The 21,043-nt window shown below is 64.2% G+C and carries 21 protein-coding genes; 5 read left to right on the top strand and 16 right to left on the bottom strand.

Going from position 1 to position 21,043, the window contains the following annotated elements; translation table 11 throughout:
- Positions 1 to 2: 2 nt before the first annotated feature.
- The 5 genes from PYR64_RS00150 to PYR64_RS00170 all read right to left on the bottom strand — a co-directional run bounded on the left by PYR64_RS00150 (position 3) and on the right by PYR64_RS00170 (position 4,177).
- Positions 3 to 887: a hypothetical protein gene (locus tag PYR64_RS00150; RefSeq protein ID WP_018779523.1), complete on the bottom strand. Its 885-nt coding sequence runs from the start codon at positions 885 to 887 to the stop codon at positions 3 to 5.
- A 42-nt stretch (positions 888 to 929) separates the two neighbouring features.
- Positions 930 to 1,736, bottom strand: coding sequence for an exodeoxyribonuclease III (locus tag PYR64_RS00155; RefSeq protein WP_275777623.1), 807 nt, complete (start codon positions 1,734 to 1,736; stop codon positions 930 to 932).
- A 63-nt stretch (positions 1,737 to 1,799) separates the two neighbouring features.
- Positions 1,800 to 2,366, bottom strand: coding sequence for a DUF308 domain-containing protein (locus PYR64_RS00160; RefSeq protein WP_026267417.1), 567 nt, complete (start codon positions 2,364 to 2,366; stop codon positions 1,800 to 1,802).
- Positions 2,367 to 2,393: 27 nt separating this feature from the next.
- A complete protein-coding gene (locus PYR64_RS00165; protein WP_275777599.1) occupies positions 2,394 to 3,020 on the bottom strand; it encodes a response regulator transcription factor in 627 nt (208 codons plus the stop codon).
- Complete coding sequence (locus tag PYR64_RS00170; protein WP_275777601.1) at positions 3,017 to 4,177, bottom strand: sensor histidine kinase; 1,161 nt, start codon at positions 4,175 to 4,177, stop codon at positions 3,017 to 3,019. The genes PYR64_RS00165 and PYR64_RS00170 overlap by 4 nt, the downstream gene beginning before the upstream one ends.
- Positions 4,178 to 4,401: 224 nt before the next feature.
- Here PYR64_RS00170 and PYR64_RS00175 point away from each other — a divergent pair, with 224 nt between their 5' ends.
- Both PYR64_RS00175 and PYR64_RS00180 read left to right on the top strand, forming a co-directional pair.
- The gene (locus tag PYR64_RS00175; RefSeq protein ID WP_179128474.1) at positions 4,402 to 4,977 is read left to right on the top strand and encodes a heme-binding protein; all 576 of its coding nucleotides are present in this window, start codon (positions 4,402 to 4,404) and stop codon (positions 4,975 to 4,977) included.
- Positions 4,978 to 5,019: 42 nt separating this feature from the next.
- The gene (locus PYR64_RS00180) at positions 5,020 to 5,784 is read left to right on the top strand and encodes an ankyrin repeat domain-containing protein (RefSeq protein ID WP_275780034.1); all 765 of its coding nucleotides are present in this window, start codon (positions 5,020 to 5,022) and stop codon (positions 5,782 to 5,784) included.
- Positions 5,785 to 5,794: 10 nt separating this feature from the next.
- Here PYR64_RS00180 and PYR64_RS00185 read toward each other — a convergent pair whose 3' ends face one another.
- From PYR64_RS00185 to PYR64_RS00195, 3 genes are read right to left on the bottom strand one after another with little or no spacing between them, the layout of a single operon-like run.
- Positions 5,795 to 7,006 (bottom strand): acetyl-CoA acetyltransferase, encoded by a 1,212-nt coding sequence (locus PYR64_RS00185; protein ID WP_275777625.1) that lies wholly within the window; start codon positions 7,004 to 7,006, stop codon positions 5,795 to 5,797.
- Complete coding sequence (locus tag PYR64_RS00190) at positions 7,003 to 7,698, bottom strand: CoA transferase subunit B (protein ID WP_275777605.1); 696 nt, start codon at positions 7,696 to 7,698, stop codon at positions 7,003 to 7,005. The genes PYR64_RS00185 and PYR64_RS00190 overlap by 4 nt, the downstream gene beginning before the upstream one ends.
- A 17-nt stretch (positions 7,699 to 7,715) precedes the next feature.
- Positions 7,716 to 8,447 carry a CoA transferase subunit A gene (locus PYR64_RS00195; protein WP_055973938.1) on the bottom strand — a complete coding sequence of 244 codons (732 nt, stop codon included), beginning with the start codon at positions 8,445 to 8,447 and terminating at the stop codon, positions 7,716 to 7,718.
- A 187-nt stretch (positions 8,448 to 8,634) separates the two neighbouring features.
- On the opposite strand from PYR64_RS00195, the gene PYR64_RS00200 reads away from it, so the two are divergent.
- Positions 8,635 to 9,399 (top strand): IclR family transcriptional regulator, encoded by a 765-nt coding sequence (locus PYR64_RS00200; RefSeq protein ID WP_275777607.1) that lies wholly within the window; start codon positions 8,635 to 8,637, stop codon positions 9,397 to 9,399.
- An 11-nt stretch (positions 9,400 to 9,410) separates the two neighbouring features.
- Here PYR64_RS00200 and PYR64_RS00205 read toward each other — a convergent pair whose 3' ends face one another.
- On the bottom strand, positions 9,411 to 9,983 hold the full coding sequence (locus PYR64_RS00205) for a GNAT family N-acetyltransferase (RefSeq protein ID WP_018779512.1): 573 nt from the start codon (positions 9,981 to 9,983) through the stop codon (positions 9,411 to 9,413).
- Positions 9,984 to 10,235: 252 nt separating this feature from the next.
- Here PYR64_RS00205 and PYR64_RS00210 point away from each other — a divergent pair, with 252 nt between their 5' ends.
- Both PYR64_RS00210 and PYR64_RS00215 read left to right on the top strand, forming a co-directional pair.
- Positions 10,236 to 10,610, top strand: coding sequence for a VOC family protein (locus PYR64_RS00210; protein ID WP_275777609.1), 375 nt, complete (start codon positions 10,236 to 10,238; stop codon positions 10,608 to 10,610).
- A 224-nt stretch (positions 10,611 to 10,834) separates the two neighbouring features.
- On the top strand, positions 10,835 to 11,527 hold the full coding sequence (locus PYR64_RS00215; RefSeq protein ID WP_275777611.1) for a fasciclin domain-containing protein: 693 nt from the start codon (positions 10,835 to 10,837) through the stop codon (positions 11,525 to 11,527).
- 116 nt (positions 11,528 to 11,643) lie between these two features.
- On the opposite strand, the gene PYR64_RS00220 is transcribed toward PYR64_RS00215, so the two are convergent.
- The 7 genes from PYR64_RS00220 to PYR64_RS00250 all read right to left on the bottom strand — a co-directional run bounded on the left by PYR64_RS00220 (position 11,644) and on the right by PYR64_RS00250 (position 21,039).
- Positions 11,644 to 11,820 carry a hypothetical protein gene (locus PYR64_RS00220; RefSeq protein WP_018779508.1) on the bottom strand — a complete coding sequence of 59 codons (177 nt, stop codon included), beginning with the start codon at positions 11,818 to 11,820 and terminating at the stop codon, positions 11,644 to 11,646.
- 73 nt (positions 11,821 to 11,893) lie between these two features.
- Complete coding sequence (locus tag PYR64_RS00225; protein ID WP_235338864.1) at positions 11,894 to 13,912, bottom strand: BCCT family transporter; 2,019 nt, start codon at positions 13,910 to 13,912, stop codon at positions 11,894 to 11,896.
- 267 nt (positions 13,913 to 14,179) lie between these two features.
- Positions 14,180 to 14,986 carry an IclR family transcriptional regulator gene (locus tag PYR64_RS00230; RefSeq protein ID WP_275777617.1) on the bottom strand — a complete coding sequence of 269 codons (807 nt, stop codon included), beginning with the start codon at positions 14,984 to 14,986 and terminating at the stop codon, positions 14,180 to 14,182.
- A gap of 128 nt (positions 14,987 to 15,114) precedes the next feature.
- Entirely contained in the window at positions 15,115 to 15,993 is an 879-nt protein-coding gene (gene fdhD / locus PYR64_RS00235) for a formate dehydrogenase accessory sulfurtransferase FdhD (RefSeq protein WP_275777619.1), read from the bottom strand.
- Positions 15,981 to 17,246 carry a molybdopterin molybdotransferase MoeA gene (locus PYR64_RS00240; RefSeq protein WP_275777627.1) on the bottom strand — a complete coding sequence of 422 codons (1,266 nt, stop codon included), beginning with the start codon at positions 17,244 to 17,246 and terminating at the stop codon, positions 15,981 to 15,983. The genes fdhD and PYR64_RS00240 overlap by 13 nt, the downstream gene beginning before the upstream one ends.
- A gap of 97 nt (positions 17,247 to 17,343) precedes the next feature.
- Complete coding sequence (gene fdhA / locus PYR64_RS00245) at positions 17,344 to 18,561, bottom strand: formaldehyde dehydrogenase, glutathione-independent (RefSeq protein WP_275777629.1); 1,218 nt, start codon at positions 18,559 to 18,561, stop codon at positions 17,344 to 17,346.
- Positions 18,562 to 18,720: 159 nt separating this feature from the next.
- Positions 18,721 to 21,039, bottom strand: coding sequence for an FdhF/YdeP family oxidoreductase (locus PYR64_RS00250; RefSeq protein WP_275777631.1), 2,319 nt, complete (start codon positions 21,037 to 21,039; stop codon positions 18,721 to 18,723).
- Positions 21,040 to 21,043: the final 4 nt, after the last annotated feature.

Raw genomic sequence — 21,043 nt, forward strand, 5'->3', positions numbered from 1 at the left:
AGCTACGAAGCGCGCGCCAACTGCCGGATGGGAATCCAGCGGGAAGCCAGGCGCCGGTACGCGGCCGCGGCGCCTGTCATGTCGCCTTCGGCCAGGCACTCGATGCCCAAGCGGACATCCATGGGGGAGTCGTCCGGGTACACCTTGTCTGCAACGGCGCCGTAATCGAGCTCCACCATCGACTGGACGTGGAACAGCTCAAGCCACTCAGTGAGCTGCGTCAGGTCATCCAGCATGTCCAGGTCCGGAGCGGCCAGCGCCAGATGGGCCACGGAAAACCGGGCCCTTTCCAAGGCTTCAGTCAGTGGGGTCCATACCCGCACCGTCAGGATGCGGCCGTCGGACTCGACGACGTCTTTGCGGTCCGATTCGGCAAACAGCGAGAACCAGCTGAACGGGATACCCCAGGTTGAGGCCCGGGTGTGGACGCGTTTGGCGTCTTCGCGGGCGTTGATCCGGTCGATCCGCATCTGGTGTTTGTCCCTTTGCGAAACCGGAATGAGCAGGTCGGCCAGCGGACTGTGGACTCCGTCCATGAGCGCGTTGGCCGCCAAGCCGGCCCGAATCACCAGTTGGCTGGGGCAGTAAAGCAGCCGTCCGGCGTCGTCCTCATCATTGCCGGGAGCGGCGTGCCGTCCCATGGGGACCCGCGTCATGCGGACCAGATCGGTGCGGCCGGTGGGGAACGGATCGCCGCCGGAGCGGGTGATGCGTCCCAGCGAGGCCTGGAGCTCCGCATTTTCGACGGCGGCCCGGGAACCTGCCTTGCTGCCCTCCGCCACAAGCTGGCGCTGCTGCTCGGGAGGGAACGCCTCAAGCGGCTCGTAAATGCGCAGCGACGAAGAGAACGGCAGTCCCGCCTGGCCCCGGTACAGACTACCCGCCATGTCCAGCCACCCCTTTCGTCAATGAGTCATCAGGTGCAGTGCTCAGTCGGTGAGCTCCACGATCACGGGAGCGTGATCCGAGGCGCCCTTCCCCTTGCGTTCCTCGCGGTCGATGGACGCACCCGTGACGCGGGAAGCCAGTGCCGGGGAGGCCAGACAGAAGTCGATCCGCATGCCCTCCTTCTTGGGGAACCGCAGCTGCGTGTAGTCCCAGTACGTGTAGACCCCCGGCCCCGGCGTATAGGGACGTGCGACGTCGGTAAATCCGGCGGTTTCGAACGCGTGGAACGCTGCGCGCTCGGGTTCGCTGACGTGCGTGTAGTTGTTGTCGCGGAAAAGCTGGATGTCCCAGACGTCGTCGTCGAACGGGGCGATGTTCCAGTCACCCATGAGGGCGATCTGCGCGTTGGGGTCGGCCTTGACCCATTCGGCGGCCTGGTCCCGCAGGACTTCGAGCCACTTGATCTTGTAGGGCATGTGTTCGTCGTCCAGGGAGCGGCCGTTCGGAACGTAGAGGCTCCAAACGCGGATTCCGCCGCAGGTGGCAGCGATCGCGCGGGCTTCCTGGGCGGGGTCCTTGCCGGCTTTGCCGAAGGCAGGCTGGTCCACGAAGGTGCGCTCAACGTCTTCCAGGCCCACGCGGGAGGCAATGGCCACGCCGTTCCACTGGTTCACGCCGAAGTGCGCTACCTCGTATCCCATGCGTTCAAAGAGTTCCCCAGGGAAGTTCTCGTCCTTGCACTTGGTCTCCTGGATGGCCAGGACATCGCAGTCGCTGCGCTCAAGCCACGCTTCAACACGGTCGGCTCGGGCACGGAGGGAGTTCACATTCCAGGTAGCTATCTTCACAGCCACTAACTTACCGAACTTGGGGCTGAGCGCATCCCCCTACGGCTTTTTACCGCGCCGAAGCTAGTGGCCATACAGCGGCTGGGTGTTGGCCAGCTTGCGGAGACCGATGCCCGAAGCGATCAGGAGCAGGCCGGTCACAATGGCGAAAGCTGCGAGCATTCCCATCAGGCCGAGGAGCCCGATGCCCGGATTGACCAGGACCACTATTCCGAACACCGTGGTGATGAGGCCGGTGAGCAGCCATAGTCCCCAGCTGCGGATGAAGCTGCGGGCGGCAAGGGCCAGGATGATCTGCGAGATCCCCAGTACCAGGGCCCACAAGCCGATGATCACGCCAATGACGGCAGCGGTAATGCCGGGCCAGGCGATGGCCAGTATGCCGGCGGCGATGGAGATGAATCCACCCACAACGCTCCAGCGTGAGCGGCCGGCGGGGTCGTAGAAGTAGTGGGCCACACTGGTGATGCCGTCGATGATGGCGAAGAAGCCGAACACCACCACCACTGCAAACGCCGTGGCGCTGGGCAAGACCAGGACCAGCAGTCCGAAAACGATGGCGAGGGCTCCCCGGACCAACAAAGCTGTCCCTGGAGTTGTGAACATTCTGCGACCCGTTGTGTCCGACATATGGTCAGCGTAACCAACCGTGTGCCTTTACCGCATCCCCTCGCGCCGGATGGCTGTTGCGATGGCTGCTGCACGCGTCTCGACACCGAGTTTGGCGTAGATGTGTGCCAGGTGTGTTTTGACCGTGGCCTCGGAGATGAAGAGGCGTTTTCCGAGGTCCCGGTTGCTGAGTCCCTCGGTCAGCAGGCTGAGCAGCTCGGCTTCCCTCGGAGTAAGGATGTCGTCCGGATTCCGCATTTGCTGGAACAGCCGTGAGGCGACCGGTGCGCTCATCACGCTCTTGCCCTGCACAGCACCACGGACGGCTGCGAAGATTTCCTCCGGCGCGGCATCCTTGAGCAGGTACCCCATGGCTCCGGCGTCCACGGCGCGGACGATGTCGGCGTCGGAGTCGTAGGTGGTGAACACGATCACCGCTTGCTGCGGGTTGCGTTGCCGGAGCTGCTTGATGGCTTCGATGCCGTCCATCCCGGCTCCCATGGCCAGATCCATCAGCACAACCGCCGGCGAGTGCACCCGGGCCGCTTCCAGAGCGTCTTCGCCGGAGGAGGCTTCACCGACGACGGCGAAGTCCGCCTGGGTGCCCAACAGCGCCTTGAGTCCGCTCCGGACCACGGTGTGGTCGTCAACGAGCAGAACGGAAATGGCGGTCACAGGCCCTCCTTGGACGACCGGGCAGGCTGGCTGAGCGGCAGCTGCGCCGCGATGATGGTGCCTTCACCCGGCGAGCTCTCCACTGACAATTCTCCACCCAGCTGCTCAACCCGTTGCCGCATGGCCCGCAGGCCGTACCCTCCGGTTTCCGACGGCGCAGGTACCGCTGCGGGATCAAAGCCGCGTCCGTCGTCGTACACGTCCAAGGTGACCGACTCCGGGAGGTACCCAAGCGTCACGCTGGAGTGGTCCGCGTGCGCGTGGAGCTTGATGTTGGCCGCTGCGCTTTGGGTCACCCGGATCAGGGCATGGCGGACCTCTGCGGGGAGCGGCCGTTCATCGCCGGTGACGTGGACCTGGATGGTATCCACATATTGGCTCGCGGCGTGCTGCAGGGCTTCCGGAAGCGGGCCTGATTCGAGACCCGGCGCGGAAAGTTCGTGCACCAGGCTGCGGGTGTCGGCGAGGTTCCGCCTCAACAGGCCGGACGCCTTGGCAACGTCCCGCTGGGCCGAACCATCCGGCCAGGAGCGCTGCGCCGCCTCCAGCAGAAGCAGGCTGCTTGCCAGGCCTTGGGTCACGGTGTCGTGGATTTCCCGGGAGACGCGCTCGCGTTCGGTGGCGATCCCGGCCTGCCGTTCGGTTGCGGCCAACTGCTCCTGGTCGCGTTCGATCTTGTCGTAGATCAAGGTCAGGAGGGCACCCGCGGCGAGCGGGCCAAGCAGCATGGCAACGTCCGTCCAGCCGCTCATCCGGAAGAGCCCGACGGCGGTGGCCGCTGCGGTCACGCTGCTGGCCGCGTATCCGGCCCAGCCGCGGAAAGCCCTGCGCGCAAGGAAGAAGATGGCGAACGAGCACCACGCAAAGCTCGGAGCCACGATCACCAGGGCGGCCCACGCTGCCACAAGGGCGATCATCCACGGGATCCAGTGGCTGCCCCGGGCCGGGCGTCGATGTGCCAGGAGGGCGGTGATGGCGTAGAGCCCGCACACTGCCGCCGCCAAAGCCACCGTCCACAGGTTGTCCGCGGGGGAGTGCCGCATGACGTACCGGACCCCGGAGGCCACCATCAGCACGGCGAAGCCCACATGCACCACGGCATCGATGCGGCCGTCGAAGCGGCTGCTTGGCCCTGGCTGTGGAGGAGCAGTTGGCATGGATGGTTCCCGGTTCCGTTCCTGGCTGTGGCGGCTTCTTGCTGTGGTGGGCGATCTTTCCATGCTAGGTCCCGGGCGGTTATTGGTCTCTCCACCTTTTGGCTGATACAGCGTGCGGAAAGGATGAGCCCGGGGCCTGCTTCGGGCCGATGTGGCAACGGGGCCGTCCGGGAAGCATGGATGTGTACTCGGAATGTCCATGCAGTCCCGAAGGAGAACCCCCCGTGAAGAAGTCCAACAAGATGATTGCCGCCGCTGCTGCCGGAGCGCTGTTGCTCACCGGCGGAATCACGGCTGTGGCCAACGCCGTGGCACCTGTCGCGGCACCTGAGGCCGCGCCTGCAAAGGTTGCCGCGGATGTGCAGCCCGCCCCCGAGAACGTCGTGGCGCAGAACCGCATCACCGTGGGCGCTTCCAGCAAAGCCGTGAATGCCGCACTGGCCAAGTGCCAGGCGGACAAGCTGCCATTCGTTACCGTCGCTTTGGTGGACCGCTTCGGCACCGTCCAGGCAGTCCTCCGCGGTGACAACGCCGCCGAACACACCATCGAAGCTGCCAAGCAGAAGGCCTACACGGCTGCCGCGTTCGGTGCTCCCACCAGCGAGCTGGCCAAGCGCATCAACGGCAACGGTCCCTCGATCGCCGACCTCCCCGGCACACTGTTCCTGGCCGGTGGAGTTCCGCTGAAGGTCAACGGCGTTTCTGTTGCCGGCATCGGTGTTGGCGGCGCTCCCGACGGTGCCCTCGACGAGGCCTGCGCCACCGCCGGCGCAGAAGCCTTGGCCGCAGCGGCGAAGTAGCCTCGACCCATGACCACCCGCGCCCGAGTTTTTGTACACGTGATGCCCTTATGGGAGCCCCTTAAGGGCGATATCTGGACAAAAACTCGGGTGGTGGGGGCGGGGTTGGTGCTGGTCGGGCTCGTGGCCGGGTGCGCGCCGTCGTCGCCCGGGCCGTCAACTACACAGAGCTCGACGGCGGCCGCCTCACCTTCCGCCGCCTCACCTTCCGACCAAACGCCGACACAGGCAGCCCCCACTTCAGCCGAACCATCGGGCGCGGGTCCCGGCCCGACGTCGTCGGCTGCCGTGCCGCCCACCCTGACACCGGAGGCCCAAATGGAAACCGACCGACTCCTGATCCTCGCCGCGAAGGCCAACGACGTTGCCAGGGTCCGGGAGCTGATAGCGGCCGGCGGAAACGTGAACGCCAAGGACGACATCCAAGACTCCGCGTTCCTCTACGCCGGCGCGGAGGGCTTCAACGAGGTCCTGGAGCTGACCTTGGCAGCAGGGGCGGACGTGCGCAGCACCAACCGCTACGGCGGCACCGCCCTGATCCCCGCGAGCGAACACGGACACACGGAGACAGTGAGGATCCTTATCGCCGCTGGTGTGCCCGTGGACCACGTCAACAACCTGGGCTGGACCGCTATGCAGGAAGCCATCCTGCTCAACAACGGCGGCCCCAAGCAGCAGGACGTGGTCCGGCAACTCCTCGCGGCCGGAGCCAACCCGGACATCCGCGATCCACAAGGCCGAACCGCCCTGCAAAATGCAGAGCGGCTCGGGTTTACGGAGATCGCGGCACTGATCAGGTCCCGCTGACGTAGATGGACTAGACGGCTTCCAGCACGCTCACATAGTTGGCGATGCCCACGCCGCCCATGTTCTGGACGGCTCCGCGACGGGCTTTGGGCAACTGCATGTCGCCGGCGGTTCCGCTGAGCTGCATCGCGGCGATGACATGCTGCGACACACCGGTGGCGCCCACCGGATGGCCCTTCGCTTTCAGGCCGCCGGAGACGTTGATGGGGAGCTTGCCGTCCTTGTAGACCCAACCCTCCGTGACGGCCCGGGATCCTTCACCGCGGGGAGCCAGGCCCATGGCCTCGTACATGATGAGTTCGGCGATGGTGAAGCAGTCGTGAACCTCGGCGAAGTCCAGCCCCTCAATGCCGACCCCGGCCATGGCGAAGGCGCGCTCCCACGACGCCCGGGTGGCGGCGAATTCGGTGGGATCGCGGCGTTCTGCGGGGAAGAAATCGTTCGCGTGGCCGAAACCGGCCAGGCGCACGGGGGCGGTTGCACCCACGGTCGCCGACGTTGACAGCACGACGGCGGCAGCTCCGTCCGAGACCGGCGAACAGTCGGTGCGGCGCAACGGTTCGGCCACCATGGGGTTCTTGTCCGAAATGGTCCGGCAGAATTCCTCGCCGAAGTCGCGGTGCATCTGGGCGTAAGGGTTGTCCATGCCGTTGCGGTGGTTCTTGGCGGCGATGGAACCCAGGACATCGCCGAGGCCTTGGACACCGGGACCGGTGATGCCTGCGCCGTAGCGCTTGTCATAATGCTTGGCGACCTCCGCGAAGAGGCCCGTGAATCCGGTGCTGGAGGCTTTACCAGCCATTTCGTAGGAAGCGCCGAGCAGCGCTGCCCCCACGACGTCGGCTCCGGCGTCGGTCATCTTTTCCGCACCGATCACCAGCACGTTCCGGGCAGTCCCGGCCAGCACGGCTTTGACGCCTTGCAGGAAGGCGGCGGACCCGGAAGCGCAGGCGTTCTCCGTCCGGGTCGCGGGGACGTTGGCCAGGTCCGCGGAGAGCTGGAGTGCCAGGGACGACGTGAAGCCCAGCGGCTGCATGCCGGAGTTGAACTGGCCGAGGTAGATCTCGTCGATGTCCTTGGGGTCCAGCCCGGAGTTGCTGATGGCCTCCCCGGCCACCTGGACGATCAGGGATTCCAGAGTCTCATCGGTCAGCTTCCCGAACTTGCTGTGGCCCCATCCCGTGAGCAGGATGTCTTTGCCGAACTGGTCTTTGAGGCTCATGCGTTGGCTCCTTCGAGGGTGTGTTCAACAGAGGCGAGCGCTACCGCGAACCCGGCCCCGGTCTTTTCGCGGAGCTCTTCCACGGTGACGCCCGGGGCGAGTCGGGTCAGCAGCAGGCGGGTGCCGCCGTCGTTCCCTTCCGTAACCGGCACGATGTCGAAAACGGCGAGGTCCGTGATGATCCGGTCCACGCAGCGGAGTCCCGTGAGGGGGAGGGTGCATTCGGTGACGATCTTGGCCGAACCGTCCTTGGCGTTGTGCTCGGTCAGGACCACGACGCGCGGTGTCCCGGCCACCAGGTCCATGGCACCGCCCATGCCCTTCACCATCTTGCCGGGGATGGTCCAGTTGGCGAGGTCGCCGCTGCCGGACACCTGCATGGCGCCAAGGATGGCTACCTTCACGTGCCCGCCACGGATCATGCCGAATGACGTTGCGGAGTCGAAGATGCTCCCGCCGGGGGTGATGGTGACTGTTTGCTTGCCTGCGTTGATAAGGTCGGCGTCTTCCTCGCCCTCATAAGGGAACGGACCCATGCCCAGTAGCCCGTTCTCGCTCTGGAGGACTACCCGCACGCCATCGGGCAGGTTGTTGGCCACCAGCGTGGGAATGCCGATGCCGAGGTTGACGTAGTCGCCGTCGTTCAGTTCTTCTGCCGCAATCGCGGCCATCTGGTCTCGTGTCCAAGCCATGGTTTGCTCCTTCTGCTTCAGACCGTGAGGGGTTCGGCGTGGTGCGCTTCAGCACGCTGGCGGACTGTGCGCTGTTCGATGTCCTTGACCCGGTTGCTTGCCTGGACAAGCCGTTGGACGTAGACGCCCGGGGTGACAATGTGGTTGGGGTCCAGCTCGCCCGGTTCCACGATGACCTCGGCCTCGGCAATGGTTACGGTGCCTGCCGTGGCCACCACCGGGTTGAAGTTCCGTGCGGTGTAGCGGTAAATCAGGTTGCCGTCCGTGTCCGCGGTGTGGGCGTGGACCAGTGCGACGTCGGCAGTGATGGCGCGCTCGCGGACGTACGTGACGCCGTCGAACTCTTCGAGCGGCTTGCCTTCGGCAACCAAGGTGCCCACGCCCGTCCGCGTGTAGAAAGCGGGAATGCCGGCGCCGCCGGCGCGAAGGCGCTCGGCCAGGGTGCCCTGCGGGGTGAACTCGACCTCCAGCTGGCCAGCCAAATACTGCTCAGCGAAGAGCTTGTTCTCGCCCACGTAGGAAGCAATGACCTTCCGGACCTGGCCCGCCTCGATCAGCACGCCCAGTCCCTTGCCGTCCACGCCCATGTTGTTGGAAACAATGGTCAGATCCGTGGCGCCCGACGCGCGAACGGCGTCGATCAGGTCGGCGGGGATGCCGCTGAGGCCAAAACCTCCGACGGCGATGGTCAGGCCGTCTGCCATCAGGTCATGGAGCGCTTGGGCTGCGCTCGCGTGGATCTTGGACATGGTGGACTCCTCGTTGAGTGATGTTGAGTGTTGCTGAGTGGCATCCACTTTGTGGACAATCCGGTCTTTCCTTGGAGCCTAGGTTTATTGGGGGGACGGGTCAATGCTCTCTCCCGTTGGCTACTCACCCTATGGACGCTATGGTGGAAGCTGTCCATATTGTGGATGAAATCTTCAGGAGGTCGTGGTGACGGTACAGGGAGCGCAAGTGGTGGGGCGCGTAGCGCTGCTGCTTCGGCTGGTGGGACGGAAACCCGAGGGCACCTCGTTGGCGGGTTTGGTTCGTGAATCCGGGCTGACTAGACCAACTGTGCACCGGCTACTGACCTCGCTGGCTGCGGAGGGCCTGCTGGAACACGATTCAAGCTCCGGTAAATGGGTGTTGGGGCCGGAAGTCTTTCTGTTGGGGTCGGTGGCGGCGGCCCGTTTTCCCATGGAAGACATTGCCCGCCCGTCATTGCGCCGCTTGGCAGCCGAAACCGGGGAGAGCGCGTTCTTCTCCATCCGCCGGGGCAATGAAACAGTGTGCGTGCTGCGTGAAGAAGGTTCGTTCCCTGTGAGGTCGTTCGTGCTGCACGAGGGCGTCCGCTTTCCTCTGGGCATCGCTTCGGCAGGAACGGCGATCATGGCTTTCCTGCCTCTTGAGGAGCAAGAGTCCCTGCTGGCGGATTGGCCGGCACATGCGGGAGACTTCGCTTCAGGACACCCCGCGGACGTGGTGCGGGACAACCTGGAGCAGACCCGTTTGACCGGCTACTCCGTGAATCCCGGACTGATTCTTGAAGGCAGCTGGGGCATGGGGGCTGCGGTGTTTGACCCGCAGGGCCGGCCGGCGTGGGCTTTGTCCCTGACGGGGATCGAGCCACGGTTCCGCCCTGACCGGCAGGAGTTCCTGGGCAAGCTGCTGCTCGAGGAAGCGCACCGGATGACGGCGCGGTTACACGGCGCCTAATTGGATGGTTTTCAGCGCAGGTCCAGGCGCATGAGCACCCGGGGGAAACCGTTGAGCACGGACGTCGTCTCGGCCACCTTCTTGAAGCCGGCCTTCTCGAAGAGCTTTCGCGTACCCACATAAGCCATGGTCAGGTCCACTTTGCCGCCCTGGTTGTCCACGGGATAGCCCTCAATGAACGGGGCGCCATGGCTCTTGGCGAATTCGATGGCTCCGCGCAGCAACTCGTGGGAGATGCCCTTGCCGCGATGCCCGGGCCGCACACGGATGCACCACACGGACCACACCTTGGCATCGTCCACCTGCGGGATCTTTCGGTTCGTCGCGAAACTGGTGTCCGCGCGCGGGTGCACCGCTGCCCACCCAACTACTTCGTCGCCGTCGTACGCCAACACCCCGGGAGGCGGGTCTTCGGCGACCAGCTTCTCGACGTACTTTCCGCGCTCCTGTCTTTGGAGGCTTTGGTTCAGCCTGGACGGGATCCTGTAACTCAGGCACCAGCACACGTTGGAATCGGGGCGCTTTGGACCGACCATGGTCTTCACGTCATCGAACACCGTCGCCGGTCTCACCTCGATAGCCATGCCGCCCATCCTGTCACCCGGGCCGGTGGTGGGCAACGGACGACGGCGGGTGGACGGGTTTTGGGGCGACGGCGGGAAATATGCCAGGACTGCCGCGACGCTCAGGTAGGCTTGCGGTCGTGATGACCGGATCGGGCTTCTGCCCTGCACGGATCGGCTACCCGGCCGACCTCTGACGCGCCAGCGTGCTCCGCCTTGTGGATCGATGACCCAGCAACCCATCGAAACGAACCCACATAAAAGGAGTCATGAATGCCAGCGCTTTTCAACCACACCATCATCGCGTCCCTTGACCGCGAAATTTCTGCCAGGTTCTACCGGTCCATCCTCGAAGCCGACGAAGCTCCCGGCTGGGGACCATTCTGCAACCTCACTTTGGCTGGAGGAGTGATGCTCCAGTTCGCTGAGCCGCCGGTGGAGATCCAGATGCAGCACTATGCGTTCCTCGTGGACGACGCACACTTCGACCGCGCCTATCAGCGGTTGCTGAGTGCCGGCGTCGAACATTGGGCCGATCCGCAGATGACCCGCCCGGGTGAGACGAACACCGAGCACGGCGGCCGGGGCGTCTACTTCAAAGACCCTTCGGGCCACGCGCTCGAACTCATCACGCGGCCGTACTTGTAAAAACGGGGTTCACTTATGGCCCGGCATGGCCTCACCGCGGGCCATAAGTGAACCCCGTTTCAAAGGGTTCGAAAAACTTTTTCAATCCGCACCCATCCACCCTGCCCCATCCTCCGAATAGTTGGTGAGACACAAACCGGAGGTACAGCAAAAGCGGTACCTGCAGCCCGTGTCCCACCACCCAATGGACCCAACGCCCTGGTTCCAAAAACAAGGAGAATGACATGTTGTCCACAAAGCGCCCCGCCCTCGCCTTCGTTGGCCTCACTGCAGCCACCCTTCTCGGGCTCACTGCCTGTGGTGGATCCAGCACCTCCAGCTCGCCCTCTTCTTCGTCACCCGCCCCGATGAGTTCCTCCGCGGCTCCGTCGTCGACGGCACCGTCGCCGTCGTCGTCCCCCATGAGCAGCGCCGCCATGGATCCCGCCGCCAACCTTGTAGGCCCCGGCTGCGCCGGCTACGCCGCACAGGTTCCGGACGGTGCCGGTTCGGTCTCAGGAATGGCCAAGGACCCGGTAGCAACCGCTGCTTCCAACAACCCGCTGCTCAAGACCCTCACCGCCGCCGTCTCGGGCAAGCTCAACCCCAAGGTTGACCTGGTCTCCACCCTGAACGGCAGCGAATTCACGGTCTTCGCACCGGTTGATGACGCTTTCGCCAAGATCGACCCGGCCACCATCGAAACGCTCAAGACCGATGACGCCCTGCTGAGCAAGATCCTCACCTACCACGTAGTCCCCGGCCAGCTGTCCCCGGACAAGATCGTAGGCACCCACAAGACTGTAGAGGGTGGCGAAGTGACTGTTGCAGGCACCAAGGACGCCCTCACCGTGAATGGCGCCAACGTCATCTGCGGTGGCGTCCAGACCGCCAACGCCACGGTGTACCTGGTTGACTCGGTGCTGATGCCCAAGTAGGCCCAGGCCCCACAGCAGTACAAACAGCCCCACAGCAGTACAAACAGCCAACAGCAGTACAAACAAAAGCAGGCGCCGGAAGAATCCGGCGCCTGCTTTGCTGTTAAGTTGCGGTGCTAGTTGTTCAAGTCGCTGTCGACGTAGGAACCGGGGCGGCTGTGTTCCGAGCCGCAGGGACAACGGTCAACCTCGATGCGCAGCGTCATGGGCTTGGAGGCGTCCAAGGTGAGGGTCACGTCGTTTGCCTGGTGGCTGAGCCGGAGGGTTCCGTCGGTGGTTGAGATGTAAGACATGCGGGCCCTAACTATGTGGGATGAACTGTGCAGGTAAAGAACTGTGCAGGTGAAGTGCTTGGGGCGGAGCCGGTCACTTGTCTTCGGAGTTCAGCTGGGGTTTGCCGACGAGCGGTATGGTCCCTGTGGCCGTTCCTCCGGGGCAATCGGACTCGTTACATTTCCCGGCGCACTCATGCTTGGTGACGAGGTCGAACTGGACGCCGCCGTGTTGCTCGACACCGGTCCGGATGGCTCGTTCAACCACCGAGGTGGCAAGTCGCTTATGCAGCGACAGGGGATCGCGCCGCAGGTCCTTGGTCAGGGCGAAACAGAGCAGCAGCATGACGATCACGAACGGCAGCGCCGCCACGATGGTGACTCTTTGCAATCCGGCCAGGGCTTCGGATGGTTCATCACCACCAGCCAGCAGCATGACCGCTGCAACAGCACCGGTGAGGCTTCCCCAGAAGATGACCACGGCACGGCGGGGGTGCTCAGCACCGTTGGAGCTGAGTGAGCCCATGACGATGGAGGCCGCGTCGGCACCGGTGATGAAGAAGATCGCCACGAGCACCATGGCCAGGACAATGACAGCGGCCGTGGCCCAGCCGGGCATTCCAAGGTTCTTGACGAGGTCGAAGAGTGCGCCGTCGAAGTTGACTGAAGGGACCCCGTTGGTCGTGGTCACCAGGCCGGGCGTACCGGCCTTGTCCGCTTCCTGCTGGACGTGGAATGCGGCTCCGCCGAAGATGCCGAACCAGATCACGCTGACAACGCTGGGGACCAGAAGCACGCCGGTAACGAATTGGCGGATGGTGCGGCCTCGGCTGATGCGCGCGATAAAGAGGCCAACGAAGGGCGTCCAGGAGATCCACCAGGCCCAGTAGAAGATGGTCCAGCTGGTCATCCAGCTGCGCAACGCGTCATCGCCCACGGCTTCTGTCCTGGACGACATCTCCGCGAGGTCGCGGGCGTAGTCGCCGATGGCCGAGGGGATCAGGTTGAGGATGAACAGGGTGGGGCCGGCAACGAAGACGATGAGTGCAAGCACCACGGCCAGGACCATGTTGATGTTGGACAGCCACTGGATTCCGCGGCTGATGCCGGAAACCGCTGATGCTACGAAGCAGAACGTCAGGACGGCCACGATGACCACCAGCACGGGAGTGCCGATCTCACCCACCCAGCCGTTGGACGTCATGCCGCTGCCGATTTGCAGGGCGCCGAGGCCCAGGGAAGCAGCGGTTCCGAAGAGGGTGGCAAAGATGGCAAGGATGTTGATGAACTTTCCGATCGGCCCTTCGACCATCCGGATGCCGAACAGCGAAGTGAACGCTGCGGAGACCAGCTGTTTGCGGCCGAGGCGGTAGGTCCCGTAGGCCATGGCGATGCCAACCACTGCGTACATGGCCCACGGGTGGAGGGTCCAGTGGAAGATCGAGGTGGCCATGGCGGTCTGGATGGCGGCGGGCGTGCGGCCGTCCACGGTTCCTGGCGGGGGCGAGATGTAGTGGTAGAGAGGCTCAGCCACGCCGTAGAACATGAGGCCGATGCCCATGCCCGCGGCGAACATCATGGCCACCCAGGAGACGGTGCGGAATTCGGGCTTCTCGCCGTCCTTGCCCAGCGGGATGTTGCCGAATTTGCCCAGGGCCAGCCACAGGACAAAGACGACGAACAAGGAGGCGAGGACCATGAAGAGCCAGCCTGTGTATTCCATGACCCAGTTCAGGGCCCCTTTGGATGTTTCCGAAAGGCTGTCGCGTCCGACAAAGCCCCAGACCACGAAGGCGACGGCGATGGCGCCCGTGATCCCGAAGGTGACTTTGTCGAGGGTAAGTTTCTGGTTCCGGCGGGCGGAGACGGCCTGCTCGGTCTTGGCGTTGCGCAGTTCCACCAGGATCTGATCGTATTCTTCAGAATCGGGGAGAGTCTCTGCGCCTCCATCCTCGTCGTTGAGGGCTGCCGGGTTTGTTGCATCGGGGGAGCTGCTGATGACTTCTTCAGGGAGCTCCACGTGGGCGGGTCGGGTTGCTGGACTGCCTGCCGGACGATCGTCGGCAGGCAACTCCTCAGGTGTTAACGGTTTTATGTCACTGTTTGTAGCCATGAGCGGGTCCTTTGCTCGGCGAGTCATGGGTTTTGCGTTGATACACGGCCTTGGGCTGTGCGTTCGGAGAAGGTTAGGAACGTTCCGCATGAATCAACAACATTCGCGCTAAGCAACAGAGTGCGCCCCGTCACACATCAAAGTCAAGGCTTTTCCCGTCTTTGACGGCCACTTGATATATCAATTGGCCTTGACGTGGGGTGTTGCCTATCATGATGACCGTTGCGCCAAGAGCGCCGCGGGGGAAGAGCTGGTTACGGGTCCGGACTAACGGGGCCTGTAGCCCATCCTGGCGCTGATACTCAGCCCGGCCTCGCGCAGTCCATCGATGAGGCCCGGCTGCTCTTCTGGCGAAAAACGGAACGCCGGACCGGAGATGCTCACGGCGGCAATGACACTGCCGGTGTGGTTGAAAATGGGCACAGCCACGGCGGTGAGGCCGATCTCAAACTCTTCGTGGACCGTGGCGTATCCGTTGCGGGCCACGTCCAGCAGTTGCTTCTCCAGCTCTCCGCGGTTCGTCACCGTGCGGGGCGTTCGTGCAGGCAGCCCGACCGCCTTGAAAACCTGGGTTCTTTCGTCTGCCGTCAGTGCTGCCAGGAGAACCTTGCCGCTCGACGTGGCATGCAACGGCGTCAGGCTCCCCACCCAGTCATAGGTGGCCAACGTCGACGGTCCCATCGCCTGGTCCACGTTGACCGCATAGTTGGACCTCAGGACAGCCAGATTGACCGTCTCCTTGTACTCGTGAGCCAGGGCCTCCAGCACTTCCCGTGCCTCGTGGACAACACTCAGCCTGCCGGGGATGGATGACGCCAGGCGGAGGATGCCGAAGCCCAACTGGTACTTGCCACGTTCGCTGTTTTGCCGGACGAGGTCGCGGCCAACCAGGGAGCCCACAAGCCGGGACACGGTGGATTTGTGGACGCCCATCTCCTCGGCGATTTCGCTCACTCCGGCGTCGCCTTCCCGGGCCAGGATTTCCAGGATCTGGAGGGCGCGGTCCACTGACTGGACGCCTCCGCCCTGGGCGTCCGCGTCCTTTTCGAAGTCCGGGTTGTTGCGTGCGGCCATGCTGCCTCGTGTCGTTGTCCAGGCAGGCGGCCCTGGGCCTGGTAGCCCTGAACGGCCTGCACCCTCGTCTTTCCTCATCCTAGACGGAGTTTTACACGGACTCTTTCACATCATGGGGCACTCGTAACTTATGCGCTGACGGCCACCTCCGGGACGTTGGCCCGTGAATCGATGAGTCGTTCCCTTCCTGCATAGACGTTCAGGCTGTGGCCACGGCTGAAGCCCACCAGGGTCAGGCCGGTCCCCACTGCAAGATCGGCCGCCAGGCTCGAGGGTGCGCTGACCGCTGACAAGACCGGTATTCCGGCCAGCGCGGCCTTCTGGACGAGTTCGAACGATGCCCTGCCGGAGACCTGCAGGACCAGGCCCGTCAGCGGCAACAGGTCCTGGCGGAGTGCCCACCCCACCACCTTGTCGACGGCGTTGTGGCGCCCCACGTCCTCGCGAAGGCACAGGAGCTCCGGCTCGGAACCATCCACCCTGAAGAGTCCCGCAGCATGGACACCGCCGGTCCTGTCGAAAACGGCCTGGGCCTCACGGAGGCGGTCCGGCAGCCCGGCCAGGAGATCAACGGGAACCCGCAGCCCATCCAGGGACGCATCGTAGTGGATGGTCTTGCGCACGGCGTCGATCGAGTCGGTTCCGCAGATGCCGCAAGAGCTGGACGTGTAGACGTGGCGTTTGGTGTCCGGCAGGGGCACGTCCGGGCGCAGCTGGGCGTCGACGACATTGAAGGTCTGTGTCCCGTCCTTTTCGCCGGCACAGAACCGCAGGGAGAGCAGTTCCGATGGGTTCCGGATGATGCCCTCGGACACCAGGAACCCGGCCACAAGATCGAAGTCGTCCCCGGGTGTCCGCATTGTCACTGCGAAGGAGGTCCCACCGATCCTGATTTCCAGTGGCTCCTCGGCAGCCAGGACGTCCTCTTTGTGACGAACAGGGTGCTCGCCGCCCGTCCCATCGAGCTGGAAACGGTGGATTTTCCTGCGCTGCGTCATGCGGGCCATACGGTGGGCCTTCCTGGCTGGTTCTGGCCCGGGTTACCGATGGGCGCTGTCCATGGCAGGGGCAGCACGGGAACCGGCTCGCCGGCCACTGCTCCTTCCGGAGGCACCGCCATATACGCGTCGGCCCACGCGAGCCCGCGCATCATCCCGGGACCAGCGTGGGCGGCCGGGAACACCAGCCCGCGGATGAGCCGGCAGGGTATGAGGCGCGTCTTTCCCTGAACGGGTTCGATGTCGGCGCCGGAAAGCAGCGGAGTGGCCTCCTGGAAGGGGCGGTTTCCCAGGGCGGCGAGCAGGGGTTCGCCCAGGGTCATGAGGGCCAGCATGGCTGCCAGCGGATTGCCCGGCAGCCCGATGATGAAGTGACCGTCCGGCAGTTCGGCCATGACGGCGGGATGTCCGGGGCGCATGGCTACCCCGTCCAGCAGGAGCCGCCCGCCGAGCGCCCCAACGGCGGCACGGAAGTGGTCTGTACCGGATTTTCCGGTGCCTCCGGTGGTGATCGTCACCTCGGGACGCCGCCCGCCACCGGCGCCGTCCAGTGCCGCCAGCCACTCTCCGTACGAGTCGCCGATCCGTAGCTGCCCATCCGGCACTCCGCCCAATTGCGGGATGACGGCATTGAGCTGCGGACCAAAAGCATCGCGCACCTGTCCGGGCGCGGGGTCACCTGAGGTGACCACTTCAGAACCGGTCATGACGACGGCGACCCTCGGCTTGCGCTGTACCTGCAGCTGATCGTGGCCGGCCACCGCGGCCAGGGCAAGGTGTGCCGGATTGAGGAGGGTGCCGGCGGGTATGAGGACGTCGCCTGCGGTGGCTTCTTCGCCGGCCGGGCGGATGTGGCGGCCGGGAAGTGTTTCGCCCGGTTTCACCTCCGGCCCCAAGGTGAGGTGCCCGTCGTCGGACAGCTGTCCGCTTTCCTTGCGGAGCACGGTGGTGGCTCCGGCAGGAATAAGGCCTCCGGTGGCAATGACACTGGCTTCTCCGGCAGAAAGGCGCCGCCCGGGCCCGGTGAGTGCCCAGGGCCCTTCACCGCTGATGGCCCAGCCGTCCATGGCTGATGACGCGTAATGGGGAAGGTCCTGCCGGGCAACAACATCGCGGGCCAAAGTGCAGCCGATCGCCGCGTCGAGGTTTGTTGGTGCGGAGGGGAGGGGAGCTGCGCAGTGGTACGCCAGTTGCCGGGCTTCGGCCCACGTCATGGCATGGTTCCGCTGGAGGCCGGCTGTTAACTCCTCTTGTGCAAGCATGGATGTCCGTTTCCTGGGTGGTGCTTCCGGTGTGGAAGGCACCGGGGACTGCACGGCCTTCCCGTAATTACTGCCGCGCAGTCCCCGGTAGCTGTTGTCAGGCCTTCACGTAACCGTTGGGGTTCAGTACGAACTTGGTTGCGGCTCCGGCGTCGAATTCGGCGTAGCCGCGGGGGGCGTCTTCGAGCGGGATGGCCTGGGCGTTGACCGCCTTGGCGATCTGGACCTTGTCGTGGAGGATGGCCATCATCAATTGGCGGTTGTACTTCATCACGGGGCATTGACCGGTGGTGAAGGACAAGGACTTGGCCCAGCCCGTCCCCAACGACAGGGAGAGCGAACCGTGCTTGGCGGCGTCGTCGATTCCGCCCGGATCGCCGGTCACGTAGAGGCCCGGGATGCCCAGGGCGCCGCCGGCCGCGGTGATATCCATGAGTGAGTTCAGCACGGTGGCCGGGGCTTCGTGCGAGGCGTCCTTTCCGTGTCCCCGGGCTTCGAAGCCCACAGCGTCAACGCCGCAGTCCACTTCCGGAACGCCCAGGATCTGCTCGATCTGATCCTTGGGATCGCCTTGGGAGACGTTGACGGTTTCGCAGCCGAAGGATCGGGCCTGGGCCAGGCGGTCCTCGTACATGTCGCCCACAATCACGACGGCGGCCCCCAGCAGTTGGGCGCCGACCGCGGCAGCGATGCCCACGGGACCGGCACCGGCAACGTACACGGTGGACCCGACGCCGACACCGGCTGTGACTGCGCCGTGGAAGCCGGTGGGGAAAATGTCCGAGAGCATGGTCAGGTCCATGATCTTCTCCAGGGCCTGGTCCCGGTCCGGGAAGCGCAGGAGGTTCCAGTCCGCGTACGGGACCAGGACATACTCCGCCTGTCCGCCGACCCAGCCCCCCATGTCCACGTAGCCGTAGGCGCTGCCGGGGCGGTCGGGGTTGACGTTGAGGCAGATGCCGGTCTTCTGTTCCTTGCAGTTCCGGCAGCGGCCACAGGAGATGTTGAACGGAACCGAGACGATGTCACCTACCTTGATGAATTCGACGTCGGGTCCCACCTCCACCACTTCACCGGTGATTTCGTGGCCAAGGACAAGGTTCTGCGGTGCGGTGGTGCGTCCGCGGACCATGTGCTGGTCCGAACCGCAGATGTTGGTGGTCACTGTCCGCAGGATGGCCCCATGCGGGACCTTCCTGCCGACGTTGGCCGGGTTGACGCCCGGTCCGTCCTTGAGTTCAAACGTTGGGTAGTCGGTGTCGATGATTTCGACGACACCGGGTTCCTTGTAGGCGACTGCTCTGTTTCCTGACATGGTTACTCCCTGTTCCTTGCTGTTGTTGAACTGAGCTGTCCAACGGTCCGAAAGCGGTGCTTCGATGAGGAATACCTCCCCAGGTTTCAGGCCACCGAAGCACCATTCACGGACAGTTGGACATATCGATAAACGGACAAATGGACAGTTGTGGTGCGGCTAGGCCTTTTCCAGCCGGATGATCACGGACTTCGAGGTCGGGGTGCCGCTGGTGTCGGCGACGGAATCCAGCGGCACCAGGACGTTGGTTTCGGGGTAGTACGCGGCGGCGCAGCCTTTCGGCGTCGAATAGGAAACGATGCGGAAGTTTTCGGCCCGTCGCTCTGTCCCGTGGAACTCTGAGACCAGGTGGACCATGTCCCCATCGGCAAAGCCGAGCTCGCTGATGTCCCCTGCGTTGATCAGCACCACCCGACGCCCGCCGTGGATGCCGCGGTACCGGTCGTCCTTGCCGTAAATGGTGGTGTTGTACTGGTCGTGGGAGCGCAGGGTTTGGAGGACCAGCTTGCCCGGCGGGACTTTGATGAACTCCAGTTCATTGCCCGTGAAGTGCGCTTTCCCGGAGGCTGTGTCGAACTTCCTGGCGTCGCGGGGCGGGTGGGGCAGCACGAAGCCGCCGGGATGCTGGATCCGGGCTTCGAAGTCTTCGAAACCGTCGAAGACCGCCTCGATGTGTTTCCTGATCAGGGTGTAGTCGTCCCTCATGGCGAGCCAGGAAGCCCTGGGGGCGTTGGGCAAGCGTTGGTACCCGTCGGTGAAAAGCTTTTCCGCGAGGTTGCAGACGATCGCGACTTCGGAGTGGAGGTGCTCGCTTGCAGGCTTCAGGCGGCCACGTGAGGCGTGGACAGCACTCATGGAATCTTCCACGGTGACCCGCTGGTCACCGGTTCGCTGGGTGTCCTTTTCGGTGCGGCCGAGGGTCGGCAGGATCAGTGCCCGCCGGCCGGTGGACAGGTGCGAGTGGTTCAGCTTGGTGGAGATCTGGACGGTCAACCGGGTGTTGGCCAAGGCGTGCTCGGTGACCTCCGAGTCGGGGGCGGCCCGCACGAAATTGCCGCCCATTCCCATGAAGAAACGGACTTTCCCGTCCCGCATGGCACGGATGGCCGCAACAGTGTCATAGCCGTGGTCCCGGGGCGAACGGAATTCGAATTCCTGGTCCAGTCGGTCGTGGAATGCTTCCGGCATCTTCTCAAAGATGCCCATGGTGCGGTCGCCCTGGACATTCGAGTGGCCACGCACAGGGCAGACGCCGGCGCCGGGCTTGCCGATGTTTCCTTGGAGCAGCAAGACGTTCACAACGTCGCGGAGCGTGGGCACGGAGTGCTTGTGCTGCGTGAGGCCCATGGCCCAGCAGACAATGGTGGCGCTGGAAGCCAGAAGCCGTTCACCGGTGGCGTGGATCTGTTCCAGGGTGAGCCCCGTTGCCTCCACGATGTCATCCCATTCCACCTTCTCCAGGAAACGGAGATAGTCGTCGATGCCCACGGTGTGGTCATTGATGAACGCATGGTCAAGAACGGTTTCCAGGCCCGGGGTCTTGCGGCCCTCGGCTTCGGCTTCCAGGAGGTATTTACCCAGGCCCTGGAAGAGAGCCTGGTCGCCACCGGCACGGATCTGCAGGAAATCGTCCGTCAGCTGCGTTCCTTGGATCATTCCTGCCACATGCTGCGGGTTTTCGAAGTGCAGGAGTCCGGCTTCGGGAAGTGGATTGACGGACACGATGACCGCACCGTTCTTCTTGGCCTTCTCCAGCGCACTGAGCATGCGAGGGTGGTTGGTTCCGGGATTTTGCCCGGCGACGAAGATCAGCGACGCCGTTTCCAGATCGGTGAGGCTGACGGAGCCTTTACCGATACCGATCGTTTCCACCAAGGCGGAACCGGAGGATTCGTGGCACATGTTGGAACAGTCGGGCAGGTTGTTCGTGCCGATTCCGCGGACCAGGAGCTGATATACGAAAGCTGCTTCGTTGGACGTCCGGCCCGAGGTGTAGAACACCGCTTGGTCCGGGCTTTCCAGCTCCCTGAGTTCCCGGGCCATCAGCTCGTAAGCGTCGTCCCAGTCGATCGGGGTGTAGTGGGTGGCTCCTTCTTCAAGGACCATGGGATGCGTCAGGCGCCCCTGTTGGCCCAGCCAGTAGTCGTCGCGGGTCTTCAGTTCTTCCACTGAGTACTTGGCGAAGAATTCGGGAGTGACGCGCCGGCGGGTGGCTTCCTCAGCAACGGCTTTGGCGCCGTTCTCGCAGAACTCCGCCGCGTTCCGCTTTTCATGTTCGGGCCAGGCACAGCCCATGCAGTCGAAACCGTCCAGCTGGTTTACGGCGAGCAGGGTCTGGACGCTGCGCACCGGACCCATCTGTTCCAGCGAGATTTTCAACGCGTTGGCGACGGCCGGGATGCCCACCGCCTTGGTTTTGGGTTTGGTGACGGTCAGCTTTGACTCATCAATGTTTCCGTCGGGGGCTTTGGTAGCCATGAGG

The organism is Paenarthrobacter sp. Y-19 (assembly GCF_029223985.1).
GTDB lineage: Bacteria > Actinomycetota > Actinomycetes > Actinomycetales > Micrococcaceae > Arthrobacter > Arthrobacter nicotinovorans.